This is a genomic window from Nonomuraea sp. IBHARD001, from assembly GCF_056106265.1.
The window spans coordinates 7,831,076-7,843,718 of the sequence record NZ_JBWBBW010000002.1 but is presented as its reverse complement, the minus strand read 5'-3'; the positions used below and the strand labels follow the sequence as shown (position 1 = coordinate 7,843,718).

The 12,643-nt window shown below is 66.2% G+C and carries 9 protein-coding genes; 3 read left to right on the top strand and 6 right to left on the bottom strand.

All coding sequences use genetic code 11. The annotated features are described in order from the left end of the window. Positions 1–86: 86 nt before the first annotated feature. Positions 87–386: a S24 family peptidase gene (locus ACTWNK_RS37220; protein WP_474309606.1), complete on the top strand. Its 300-nt coding sequence runs from the start codon at positions 87–89 to the stop codon at positions 384–386. Here ACTWNK_RS37220 and ACTWNK_RS37215 read toward each other — a convergent pair. Beyond that, on the bottom strand, positions 350–1,033 hold the full coding sequence (locus ACTWNK_RS37215; RefSeq protein WP_474309605.1) for a CGNR zinc finger domain-containing protein: 684 nt from the start codon (positions 1,031–1,033) through the stop codon (positions 350–352). The genes ACTWNK_RS37220 and ACTWNK_RS37215 overlap by 37 nt on opposite strands. Before the next feature lie 157 nt (positions 1,034–1,190). Between ACTWNK_RS37215 and ACTWNK_RS37210 the strand changes: the two genes are divergently transcribed. Both ACTWNK_RS37210 and ACTWNK_RS37205 read left to right on the top strand, forming a co-directional pair. Beyond that, positions 1,191–2,381 carry an NAD(P)-dependent malic enzyme gene (locus ACTWNK_RS37210; protein WP_474309604.1) on the top strand — a complete coding sequence of 397 codons (1,191 nt, stop codon included), beginning with the start codon at positions 1,191–1,193 and terminating at the stop codon, positions 2,379–2,381. A 161-nt stretch (positions 2,382–2,542) separates the two neighbouring features. Further along, positions 2,543–3,901 (top strand): hypothetical protein, encoded by a 1,359-nt coding sequence (locus ACTWNK_RS37205; RefSeq protein WP_474309603.1) that lies wholly within the window; start codon positions 2,543–2,545, stop codon positions 3,899–3,901. Between the two features lie 98 nt (positions 3,902–3,999). Here the strand turns inward: ACTWNK_RS37205 and ACTWNK_RS37200 are convergent, their stop codons facing one another. The 5 genes from ACTWNK_RS37200 to ACTWNK_RS37180 form a co-directional block, all read right to left on the bottom strand. Beyond that, the gene (locus tag ACTWNK_RS37200) at positions 4,000–5,556 is read right to left on the bottom strand and encodes a trypsin-like serine peptidase (protein WP_474309602.1); all 1,557 of its coding nucleotides are present in this window, start codon (positions 5,554–5,556) and stop codon (positions 4,000–4,002) included. A 469-nt stretch (positions 5,557–6,025) separates the two neighbouring features. After that, positions 6,026–7,579: a trypsin-like serine peptidase gene (locus ACTWNK_RS37195; RefSeq protein ID WP_474309601.1), complete on the bottom strand. Its 1,554-nt coding sequence runs from the start codon at positions 7,577–7,579 to the stop codon at positions 6,026–6,028. 423 nt (positions 7,580–8,002) lie between these two features. Beyond that, on the bottom strand, positions 8,003–9,562 hold the full coding sequence (locus ACTWNK_RS37190) for a trypsin-like serine peptidase (RefSeq protein ID WP_474309600.1): 1,560 nt from the start codon (positions 9,560–9,562) through the stop codon (positions 8,003–8,005). 404 nt (positions 9,563–9,966) lie between these two features. Continuing rightward, positions 9,967–11,121, bottom strand: coding sequence for a trypsin-like serine peptidase (locus ACTWNK_RS37185; RefSeq protein ID WP_474309599.1), 1,155 nt, complete (start codon positions 11,119–11,121; stop codon positions 9,967–9,969). 314 nt (positions 11,122–11,435) lie between these two features. Then, entirely contained in the window at positions 11,436–12,524 is a 1,089-nt protein-coding gene (locus ACTWNK_RS37180) for a trypsin-like serine peptidase (protein ID WP_474309598.1), read from the bottom strand. Between the last annotated feature and the right edge of the window lie 119 nt (positions 12,525–12,643).

The following is a 12,643-nucleotide window of genomic DNA, read 5'->3' as shown; positions in this document are numbered from 1 at the left end:
CCTTCCGTGATGCTTGGATGTCAGTTCTAGGTCCTAGTGCCGACCTTACTCGTGTGCAAACGCCGATGACGGAGGGGGTTCGGCCCGTGAGGGTACGTGTCGAGGGCGATTCGATGACCCCCGCCCTGCTCCCGGGCGACCACCTCTGGGTACGGCGAGGCGCCAGGGTGCGGCCCGGCGACCTGGTCGTGGCCAGGCTGCCCGAGGCGGGCACGCTCATCGTCAAGCGGGCCGCCTGGCACGAGGACGGCGGCTGGTGGCTGGAGAGCGACAACCAGCGTGCGCCGGGCAGGCGCGACAGCTGGGACTTCGGCCCGGTCGAGGAGATCGTCGGACGTGTGGTGCTGCGCTACTGGCCTCCGGCCAGACGGCGCCTGGCCCGGTAGGCCGCGACGTTGGCCCGGCTGGCGCACCGCTCGGAGCAGTAGCGGCGCGAGCGGTTGGAGGAGGTGTCGAGGAAGGCGCGGCGGCAGGGCGAGCCCTGGCACAGGCCGAGCCGGTCGGGCCCGAGCCCGGTGACGATGCTGGCCAGCCCCATGACGGCCCTGGCGGCATAGTCCTCGGCGTTGCCGCCGGTCTCGGTCAGGTGCAGGTGCCAGGCCTCGCCGTCGTGCCCGGAGATCTGCGGATGCACCGGATGACGCACCAGCAGGGCGTTGAGCCGGTCGACCACGGCCTGCTCGTCGCCGCGGTCCGCGTCGGCGAACACCGAGGCGAGCTCCACGCCCAGGGCCAGCAGCCGATCGAGGTCGGCGGGCCCGAGCAGGGGCAGGGCGACGTGCAGGTCCTGCTGGCCCGTGCTGTTGACCAGGAGCACGGCGAGCTCTGCGTATGAGGTGAGATCCATCGCGGCCTGTAAGAGACGATGCGGACCTTCGAGTATTACACGCCCGGGACGGCGAGGGCGCCAGGAGAACGCGCGGTAGGGGGTGCACAGGTGGCCGAACCGACGTCGCGGACATTTCGTACCCCGAGATGTTCGGGACCGGCTGCGCGCGGCCCGCAATGCGGGTAAGCCTGGACCATGGAGCACGTCTCACCATGTGGCACAATCGAGCGACGGGTGACCCCCGTACCCCCTCATGAGGCATCCAAGCTCGCGAGGGGAACCTGGCGGCTACCGAAGCCAGGCCTCTCGTAGCACGGCAGTCGATGGTTGTCTTCCGTCCGTCTGAACTACAGGGGTCTCTGTGGCTGTCACGCCAACCTCGGTCTCACTCGAATCCCTCGACCTGGATCCGGCCTTCGCCCTGCATCGCGGTGGCAAGCTGGAAACCCGCTCAACGGTCCCCGTCCGCAACGCCGATGATCTGGCGCTCGCCTACACCCCGGGCGTCGCCCGCGTGTGCAGTGCGATCGCCGAAACTCCCGAGCTCGTCAACGACTACACCTGGGTCTCCAATGTCGTGGCCGTGGTCTCGGACGGCACCGCCGTCCTCGGCCTCGGTGACATCGGGCCCGCCGCGGCCATGCCCGTCATGGAGGGTAAGTCGCTGCTGTTCAAGCAGTTCGGCGGGGTCGACTCCGTCCCGATCTGCATCGCCACCACCGACGTCGACGAGATCGTCGACACCGTCGTGCGGCTGGCGCCCTCCTTCGGCGGCATCAACCTGGAAGACATCAGCGCCCCGCGCTGCTTCGAGGTCGAGGACCGGCTGCGGGAGATGCTCGACATCCCCGTCTTCCACGACGACCAGCACGGCACCGCCATCGTGGTGCTCGCCGCGCTGCGCAACGCCGCCAGGCTCACCGGGCGCACGCTCGGCGACCTGCGGGCCGTCGTGGCGGGCGCCGGAGCCTCGGGGGTCGCGGTCACCCGCTTCCTGATGAACGCCGGAATCGGCGACATCGCGGTCTCCGACTCCAAGGGCATGGTCCACGAGGGCCGCGAGGGCCTCAACCCGGTCAAGCAGGCGCTGGCCCGCGAGACCAACAGGGGCATGCTCAAGGGCTCGACCGAGGAGGCGCTGGCCGGAGCCGACGTCTTCATCGGCCTGTCAGGCTCCACCGTCTCCGAGGCGGCGATCGCCACGATGGCCCCCGACTCCATCGTGTTCGCGCTGTCCAACCCCACTCCCGAGGTGCACCCCTCGATCGCGGCCAAGTACGCCAGGGTCGTGGCCACAGGGCGCTCCGACTTCCCCAACCAGATCAACAATGTGCTGGCCTTCCCCGGCGTCTTCCGAGGCGCCTTCGATGTCAGGGCCACCGCGATCACCGAGAATATGAAGATCGCGGCGGCCGACGCGCTCGCCGCCGTCGTCGGCGACGACCTGGCCGCCGACTACGTCATCCCGAGCCCGTTCGACGAGCGTGTGGCGCCTGCTGTCGTCGCCGCCGTCGCCGCGGCCGCGAGGGCTGACGGAGTCGCCCGCATTTAGATCGTTCCGGGGCGAGGTGCGGCTTGCCCGTACCCCGCCCCGGGCTGTACCCGTTCTTTGCGGAAGCCCCAAAATCACACACTCAGCGTGCTATAACAAGAGCTCTCCGTGACTTTGTCGGGGGCTGCGTCTCCCCGCGGACTCCTGCCGATAGGAGAGCGATGGAACGCGAGCCGAATCGATTACTGCTGGAGCTCATCCGCCAGGCGGGCTTCTCCCACAAGGGACTGGCCAGGCGACTCAACGACCTCGGCTCCGCCAGAGGCGCATCAGGCCTGAAGTACGACCACAGTTCCGTCCTGCGCTGGATCGGTGGTCAGCGGCCGAGGGATCCCGTACCCGGCCTGCTCAGCGAGATCTTCTCGCTGCGTCTCGGCCGGCCCGTCAGTGCCGAGGACTTCGGCATGCCCACCGTCACCACACCCCTCCACCTTGGACAGGAGTTCAATCACACCTGGCAGGAGGGGGTCGCGACAGTGACAGCGCTGTGGCGTGCGGACGTGGAGAGGCGCAGGTTCCTCATCGACTCGACATTCGCGATCGGAGCAGGGTCGGCGGGGGCCGTGCGCTGGCTCACCCTGCCCCCCGAGGGGCGCCCGACGGGCAGCGGCGGACGCAGGGTCGGCATGGCCGACATCGCCGCCATCCACGAGGTCACCCGCTCGTTCGGCGAGCTCGACAACAGGTTCGGCGGCGGGCGGGTGCGCTCGGCCGTCGTGAAGTACCTCGACACCGCGGTCACCCCGCTGCTGCGCGACGGCTCCTACGGCGAGGCCGCGGGCAGGGAGCTCGCCTCGGCCGCGGCCGAGCTGACCCGCCTGGCCGGATGGATGGCCTACGACCTCGAACAGCACGGCCTGGCCCAGCGCTACCTCATCCAGGCGCTGCGCCTGGCCAGAGGCGCGGGCGACCACGCGCTCGGCGGCGAGATCCTCGCCGGGATGAGCCACCAGGCCATCTACATGGGCCAGCCGGCCCACGCCCTCGACCTGGCCCGCGCCGCGCAGCTGTCGGCCCGCCGCTCGGGCGTCTTCACCCTGCTCGCCTCGTGCCACGTCCTGGAGGGGCACGCCCATGCGGGCCTGGGGGACGCCGAGGCGTGCGCGGGGGCGATCGGCGCGGCGGAGAGCGCCTTCGCCAGGCGCAAGGTGGACGACGAGCCCGCCTGGCTCGGCTACTTCGACGAGGCCTACCTCGCGGCCAAGTTCGCGCACTGCTACCGGGACCTGGGCGACGGGGCCAGGGCGGTGACCCAGGCACGCAGGTCGCTGCAGATGGACGGCAGGTTCGTGCGCGGGCGGATGTTCAACCTCTCGCTGCTGGCGGCCGGGCTGCTGCAGACGGGCGAGGTCGAGGAGGCGTGCACGACTGCGGAGGCCGCCCTGGCCCTGGCGGCCGATCTGCAGTCGGTCCGCAGTCGCTCCTACGCGAGCGACCTGCGCCTGCGCTTCGAGCCGTATGCGGGCGAGCCCGCCGTCCTGGCGCTGCGTGAGCGCACCAGGGAGCTGTCGGAGGTGTAGGGCGCGGGGAAGTCCCGGAGAACGGCCGAAGGGCCTGGCAGAGGCCAGGCCCTTCGGTTTCTTGAAGGTGAGGTTTGGACCCTCAGTTCAAGGGGGTCTTACTTGTACAGCTCGCCGTTCGGGCCGACGATCTTGCCGGACCACAGGTTCTTCGCGGCGTTGTAGACGGCCGCGGTCTCACCGTCGAAGTACGGCGAGGAGATGTAGTCGACGCGGTCGTTGCCGTCCTGGTCGTTGAAGGTGCTGGTGACACCGTTCACGTAGCCGAGACGCTTGGCGTTGCTGTACTTGAGCAGCCACGGGCCACCGTCGTAACCGGAGGTCACGGGGCACTTCAGGGCGATGTGCTCTTCGATCTTCTTGGCGGCCGAGCCGACCGTCTTGGCCGAGGTCTTGCCGTAGCACCACTTGGGCGTGACGCCGGAGTAGGGCTTGCTTCCGTCCGGGTGGGGAGCGGAGGGGTAGCCGAACGTGCGGACGTACTTGCCGGTGGGCTGGTTGAAGGCCACACCCTGGCCGCCGACGTTGTCACCGAGGCGACCAGCGTCCTTGGACAGCTCGATCAGGTACAGGTCACGGTGGTAGGAGATCGTCTCGGAGTCCTTCACCCAGAGGTTGAGGAAGTACTTCTCGACGATGTAGTTGCCACCGGCGTCCACGAACTTGAAGCCCGGACCGGTGTAAGCGTCGTACTCCGCCTTGGTGGCGAAGGTGTACTGACGCTTCTCCTTCTGGGTGTAGTTCGCGGGCTGCACGCCTTCCTTGGAGGGAGCGGCGTCACCCTTCGCCTCGGGGGAGGCGATGTACTTGGCCCGGTCGACCTCGAGCTCGGTCAGCACGGTGCCCTTGGCGTCCGGGCTGGCGACGTCGGTGGTCTTGACGGGCTTCGAGTAGCAGTCAGAGGTCTCGGGCGCGTTGACCGGGCCCTTGCACTTCTCGTACTCGGCGGCCGTGATGTTCACGGTCTTGACGTACTTCGGACCGACCCACTTGTCGAAGTCGGCCTTGGAGACCGCCTTCTCGCCGCCGTAGTGGATGCCGTTGTAAACGGTGACGAACGCGTAGTCGCGGTCGAAGTCCTCGTAGACGTCGAAGTCGTAGTGCGTGAACGCCTGCTTGCCGACGTAGATGCCCCACGGGGTCTTGCCCTGGTAGTAACCGGGGACGAAGGCCCACTTGTCGAGGACGTCCTTGTTGCCGTCGATGTCGTAGACACAGTGACCGGCGGTCGCGACCAGGTTCTTGTAAGCGCCCTGGATCGAGGTCGCCGAGCACCACTTGTAGTCGCCCTTGGCGTCCACGAAGAAGACCTTGCCGATGGACTTCGGCAGGTTGATGTTCGCGGGAGCCTTGGTCGCGGCCTTCTTCTCCTCGCCGATGGGGGCGACGAAGGAGGGTTTGGCGTCGGCGCTATACCCGCCCTTGGAGACGAGCTTCTTGACGTCCTTGGCGTCCCAGTAGTACGCCGTGGCGGCCTTGAGGGCGGCGGCGTTCGACTTGGTCCAGAACTGCGCGACCGACTCGGCCTCGGCGGTGTTCTTGGCGAGCGGGTCGGTGGCGACGTCGCCGGCGGCCTGAGCCGAACCGGCGAGACCGGCAGCCAGCAGGCCAGTGGCCAGAATGACGCCGCTGGCGGGGAGGAGGATGCGCTTCAAGGTGACTCCTTGCGCTGTCGTGCGGCGCCTCTTGCGCCACAACCGTCAGTAAAGGGATGTCAGGAAACATACAGTCTTGATCTTGAGTACTGGAACCCGCTTTGACGCGAAAGAAGCCGCCTCAAGCGCCGTGATGCTTTCGTGATGTTTGGGAGTGCTGTGCGGCGGAAGTCGCCCGGAGGGGTCTCAAACCGTATTTGTGCTGATCAACAAATACATGGTGTGCATGTGGGGCAGGTGGCCCGAGAGTCGGGCAAGACAGTCCCTGTTCACTTACGTGTGACGCAGATCACATAAGATTCATGGCACCGTCCGACGGCCTCGTGCGTCGAAGGATGCCTTTAGAACGCGCCAAAACCGAAAGGCCCGACCGATGGACGGCCGGGCCTGGAACGGCCGAAGGGCCTGGCAGAGGCCAGGCCCTTCGGTTTCTTGAAGGTGAGGTTTGGACCCTCAGTTCAAGGGGGTCTTACTTGTACAGCTCGCCGTTCGGGCCGACGATCTTGCCGGACCACAGGTTCTTCGCGGCGTTGTAGACGGCCGCGGTCTCACCGTCGAAGTACGGCGAGGAGATGTAGTCGACGCGGTCGTTGCCGTCCTGGTCGTTGAAGGTGCTGGTGACACCGTTCACGTAGCCGAGACGCTTGGCGTTGCTGTACTTGAGCAGCCACGGGCCACCGTCGTAACCGGAGGTCACGGGGCACTTCAGGGCGATGTGCTCTTCGATCTTCTTGGCAGCCGAGCCGACCGTCTTGGCCGAGGTCTTGCCGTAGCACCACTTGGGCGTGACGCCGGAGTAGGGCTTGCTTCCGTCCGGGTGGGGAGCGGAGGGGTAGCCGAACGTGCGGACGTACTTGCCGGTGGGCTGGTTGAAGGCCACACCCTGGCCGCCGACGTTGTCACCGAGGCGACCAGCGTCCTTGGACAGCTCGATGGTGAAGACGTCACGGTGGTAGGTCTTGACGTGCGTCTTCTTGACCCACACCCAGAGGCGGTAGACCTCAACGCGGTAGTTGCCACCGGCGTCGACGAACTTGAAGCCCGGGCCGGAGTAGGCGTCGTAGTCGGACTTCGTCGCGAAGACCTTCTGCCACTTCCAGGCCTTGCTGTAGTTCGCCGGCTGCACACCCGGGTAGTTGGGGGCAGCGTCGGTGGCGTCGGGCGCCGCGAGGTACTTGGCGCGGTCGACCTCGGTCGTCCGGAGGACGGTGTCGGGGTGAGCCGGGCTGCCGACCTCGACGACCTTCTCAACGTTCGAGTAGCAGTTGGGCGTCTCGGGGGCGTTGAGCGGGCCGCGGCACACGTTGTACTCGGCCTCGGTCAGCGAGATGGTCTTGACGTACTTCGGACCAACCCACTTGTCGTACTCGTCGGCGGTGACAACCTTCTCGCCGCCGTAGTGGATGCCGTTGTAAACGGTGACGAACGCGTAGTCGCGGTCGAAGTCCTCGTAGACGTCGAAGTCGTAGTGCGTGAACGCCTGCTTGCCGACGTAGATGCCCCACGGGGTCTTGCCCTGGTAGTAACCGGGGACGAAGGCCCACTTGTCGAGGACGTCCTTGTTGCCGTCGATGTCGTAGACACAGTGACCGGCGGTCGCGACCAGGTTCTTGTAGTTACCCTGGATCGAGGTCGCGGAGCACCACTTGTAGTCGCCCTTGGCGTCCACGAAGAAGACCTTGCCGATGGACTTCGGCAGGTTGATGTTCGTGGGGGCCTTGGTCGCGGCCTTCTTCTCCTCGCCGATGGGCGCGACGAAGGAGGGCTTGGCGTCGGCCGAGTAGCCGCCCTTGGAGACGAGCTTCTTGACGTCCTTGGAGTCCCAGTAGTACGCGGTCGCGGCCTTGAGGGCAGCGGCGTTCGACTTGGTCCAGAACTGCGCGACCGACTCGGCCTCAGCGGTGTTCTTGGCCATGGGGTCCGAGGCGACGTCGCCAGCGGCCTGAGCAGAACCGGCCAGGCCGGCAGCCAGGAGACCGGTGGCCAGAACGGCGCCACCGGCGGAGAGGAGGATGCGCTTCAAGGTAACTCCTTGCGCTGTCGTGAGGCGCCTCTTGCGCCCCATTCGTCAGTAAAGGGATGCGAGGAACATACAGTCTTGATCTTGAAAACTGGAAGCTGGTTTGGGGGGAAAAGATGACCCTGAAGCGGCGTGACTTTTTCGTGATGTTTAGAGGGCTTCTCGGGGCGTACGCCCCGGACGCTGGGGAAAGTGTGTTTGCCCAGATCAACATAAGGATGTTGTTAGTGTGACTGGGGTGGTCCGAGAGTCGGTCTGGAAGGTTCCATCCGTCCTCATGTGATGCAGATCACATCCCGCAAATGGCACCGTATGGCGCTCCGCTGCGTCCAAGGGCCCCGCACATGACTGAGGGGCCCGGCGGTAGCCAGGCCCCTCAGGTGTCGCGCGAGTCCCAACAGTCAGTCGTGACCCGGTGCGGCGGTGTTACTTGTACAGGTTGCCGGAAGCGTCGACGATCTTGCCCGACCACACGTTCCTGGCGGCGTTGTAGACCGCGGCGGTCTCACCGTCGAAGTACGGGGAGGACAGGTAGTCCACGCGGTTGTTGCCGTCCTGGTCGTTGAAGGTGCTGGTGACACCGTTCACGTAGCCGAGACGCTTGGCGTTGCTGTACTTGATGAGCCACGGAGCGCCGTTGGCGCCCTCGGTCATCGCGCACTTGAGCGCGATGTGCTCCTCGATCTTCTTGGCGGCCGAGCCGACCGTCTTGGCCGTGGTCTTGCCGTAGCACCACTTCGGCGTGACGCCGGTGTAGTTCTTGTGGCCGTCGGGGTGCGGCGCCGCCGGGTAGCCGAAGGTGAAGACCGGCAGGCCCGTCTTCTGGTTCCAGGCGAAGCCCTGGCCGCCGACGGCGTCACCGAGACGACCGGCGTCCGAGGACAGCTCGATCGTGTACTCGTCGCGGTGGTAGGTGATCGTGGTGACGTCCTTCTTCACCCACACGTTGAGGAAGTACTTCTCGACGATGTAGTTGCCGCCGGCGTCGACGAACTTGAAGCCGGGACCGGTGTAGGCGTCGTACTCCGCCTTGGTGGCGAAGGTGTCCTGACGCTTCTCCTTCTGCGTGTAGTTCGCAGGCTGGAAGTCCGGGCGGCTGGGAGCGGCGTCGACCTTGGCCTCGGGGGAGGCGAGGTACTTGGCCCGGTCGACCTCAAGGCCGGTGAGCACGGTCTCCTTGGAGGCCGGGCTGCCCACCTCGTCGGTCTTGGTGGTCTTGGAGTAGCAGTCGGAGGTCTCGGGCGCGTTGGCCGGGCCCTTGCACTTCTCGTACTCCGCGGCCGTGATGTTCAGCGTCTTGATGGACTTCGGGCCGACGAACTTGTCGAACTCTTCCTTCTTGACGACCTTGGAGGCGGCCGGCTTGATGCCGTTGTAGACCGTCACGAACGCGTAGTCGCGGTCGTAGTCCTCGTAGACGTCGAAGTCGTAGTGCGTGAACGCCTGCTTGCCGACGTAGATGCCGTACGGCGCCTTGCCCTGGTAGTAGCCGGGGACGAAGACCCACTTGTCGAGCGTGGCCGCGTTGCTGGCGGTGTCGTAGACACAGTGACCGGCGGTGGCGACCAGGTTCTTGTAGTTGGACTGGATGGAAGTGGCCGAGCACCACTTCTTCTCGCCCTTGGCGTTCTCGAAGAACACCTTGCCGATGGTCTTGGGCAGGTTGACGTTCTTGACGACGCTCGTCGTTTTCTTCTCGGCGCCGATGGGGGCGACGAGGGACGGCTTGCCGTCGGGGGTGTAGCCGCCCTTGCTCTGCAGCTTGGCGACGTCCTTGTTGTCCCAGTAGTCGACCTGCGTGGCGGCCTTGAGGGCGGCGCCGTTCGCGGCGGTCCAGAACTGGGCGACGGACTGAGCCTGGGCGGTGTTCTTCGCCAGCGGGTCGGTCGCGACGTCGCTGCTGGCCTGGGCAGCTCCGGCGAGTCCGGCGGCGAGAAGACCGGTGGCGAGGACAGCGCCACCGGCGGGGAGGAGGATGCGCTTCAAGGGTGTAGCTCCTTGCTCTGTCGTGGGTCGCATCATGCGCCCCATGCGTCAGTAAAGGGATAGCAAGGAACATACCCTTGTGATCTCCGCAGGTAGAAGCCTTGCCAGCTACCTCCCAGGAAGCCCCGAGTCGCGTGACCTTTCTGTTATCAGTCAGAGATAAATGCGGGCGGTAATCGGAAGGCTCCGTTTCCCCTGCAAGGGCGGGGGTTGTCGCGCGGGCCGCCGGAGGGTCGTGAAGGGCGGGTCGCGCCCTGTAATCGGCGATCAGTGACGCAGATCACATTCATCGGATGGCACCGAATCAGGATCCGCTACGTCTAATTTGCTTCTTGGTAGATCGTTCAGGCATGAAAGAAGGGGCCCGGCGGATCGCCGAGCCCCTTGATTCGTCCTGCGGGCGACTACTTGAGCAGCTCGCCCTTCGGGCCGACGATGCGGCCGGAGGCGACGTTCTTCGCGGCGTTGTAGACCGAGGCGGTCTCACCGTCGAAGTACGGCGAGGAGATGTAGTCCACGCGGTCGTTGCCGTCCTGGTCGGCGAACGTGCTCGTCACGCCGTTGACGTAGCCGAGGCGCTTGGCGTTGCTGTAGTTCAGCAGCCACGGGCCGCCGTCGTAGCCGGGGGTCACCGGGCACTTCAGCGCGACGTGCTCCTCGATCTTCTTGGCGGGCGAGCCGACGACCTTGGCCGAGGTCTTGCCGTAGCACCACTTCGGCGTCACGCCGCTGTAGGGCTTGTTGCCGTCGGGGTGCGGCGCGGCCGGGTAGCCGAACGTGCGCACGAACTTGCCGGTGGGCTGGTTGAACGCCACGCCCTGGCCGCCGACGACGTCACCGAGGCGACCGGCGTCGGTGGCGAGGAGGATCTTGTAGCCGCCGGAGTGCCACTTGGGACCGTAGAACTCCCGGTACTCCTTCTCGTTGACGTTCTTGACCTCGAACTTCACGCCGTTGTAGACGGTGACGAACGCGTAGTCGCGGTCGTAGTCCTCGTAGACGTCGAAGTCGTAGTGCGTGAACGCCTGCTTGCCGACGTAGATGCCGAACGGCGACTTGCCCTGGTAGTAGGCCGGGACGAAGATCCAGTTGTCCAGGACGTCGCTGTTGCCGTCCACGTCGTAGACGCAGTGGCCGGCGGTGGCGACCAGGTTCTTGTAGTTGGACTGGATCGAGGTGGCCGAGCACCAGCGGACCTCGTTGCCGACGCGGAAGAACACCTTGCCGATGGTCTTGGGCAGGTTGACGTTCTGGCCGCTGCTCGAAGGGGTGCTCGGCGAGATCGGCGGAACCAGCTTGGGGCTGGAGTCGGCCGAGTAGCCGCCCTTGGAGACGAGCTTCTTGACTTCCTTGTCGTCCCAGTAGTAGGCGGTCGCGGCCTTGAGAGCCGCGAAGTTCGACTTCGCCCAGAACGACAGGACGGAGGAGACCTGCGAGTTGCTGGTCGCCAGGGGGTCGGAGGAGACGTCGGCCGTGGCCTGGGCCGAGCCCGTGAGACCGGCGGCCAGCAGGCCGGTGACCAGCACGGCGCCGCCGGCCGGGAGGAAGATGCGCTTCAAGGTAACTCCATGCTCCTTGCGCTGACGTGTTACGCCTTCTGCGTTCTTATGTCAGCAAGCGGACAGCTTGGGAACCTACCGAAACGGCCGCGGCCATGAGAACCGCATCAGGTGCCGCGAAGCCCTGGGTACACGGCGAAGCGGACCTTCGTGATCTGTTCGAGATCAAGCTGGCGACCCGCCCGGGGGCACGTCTGTGCTGATCGCGGCTTGACGATCAAGAGACTCGCGCGAGAGGCCCGCCAGGTTTACCTGGATTGCTGTGATCTGGACCACAAAATCGAGGCCTGGTGTGTCGGGCACACAGCCAACGCTCAGGAAGTGGCCTGGCCCGCCGCGGCGGCGTAGACGTCGTAGGTGGAGCCGAGGAAGTAGGGCGAGGAGACCGCGTCGAAGCGGCCCTGCGCATCGCGGTTCCAGGTCAGGCTGTTGACGCCGTTGAGATAGCCGAGGCTCTTGGACGGGCTGTAGTCGATCAGCCAGGGGCCGCCGCTCGCCCCCGAGCTGAAGTCGCAGTTGGGGAACTGTACGCCGTACTCCAGCTGGTAGGCGGGGTTGATCGTGCGCTTGGTCGTGCCGGAGCAGGAGCGCAGGGTGCGGCCGTCGAACGGGTGGGTGCCGTCGGGCTGGGAGCCTGCCGGGTAGCCGAAGGCGATGATCTGGTTGCCGGTCTTACGGCTGACCGAAAGGCCCTGGCCGCCGACGACGTCGACCAGGCGGCCGGTCTCGACCATGCTCAGGCCGCCGTCCTTCTGCGCCACCCATCGGAAGCCCTTGTGCACCGAGACGAAGGCGTAGTCGAAGTCGTAGTCGCCCTTGGCCGCCCAGTCGAGGTGCAGGTTGAGCGTCGAGCCCACATAGATGCCGTCGGGGGCGGGGTCACCCGTGGCGCTGGGATTGGGTACGAAGATCCAATACTCGGCCGGCTTCATCTGGCGCACGTCGTAGGCGCAGTGGCCCGCGGTGGAGACGACATTGCCGTGCTTGCCCGCGACCGCGGTGGCCGAGCACCAGAACTCCTTGTCGCCGAAGCGGAAGAAGACCTTCCCATGAGTACGGCCGGGGCCGCCCTTCGCGGGGGCGACCGGGTCGACGTCCTTGGCGGCGGCGGTGCGCCTGGTGGTGGTCAGCGGCAGCGACACCGAGCCGCCCGCGCTGGGCGAGGCGCTGGAGGTGGGCTGGCTCTTCCTGGAGTTGGGCGTGGCCGGGCTGTAGTTGTCGGCCTTCTTGAGCCGCTCGGGCTTCCAATACTCCGCGACGCGCTTCATCTCGGCGTCGGTCTTGGCCAGCGGCGTGGTGACGACCTCGCCGACGCCCGCCCGGGCCGGCGTCCCCGCGAACAAGGGCAGCATCAGCAGGCCGCACAGGAGTGCGGTGGTGAGCCTGCGTGCCCGGGGGGACATGATGTGTGTGCCTTCCTGCAGTCGTAAGGGGTGATTTTTCCAGATCGTCCGACTCTATGGGAGCGCCATTCCAGGATTGTTATCTGACCAGGCACTCCGTAAGGGTGACGTGAAGAAGG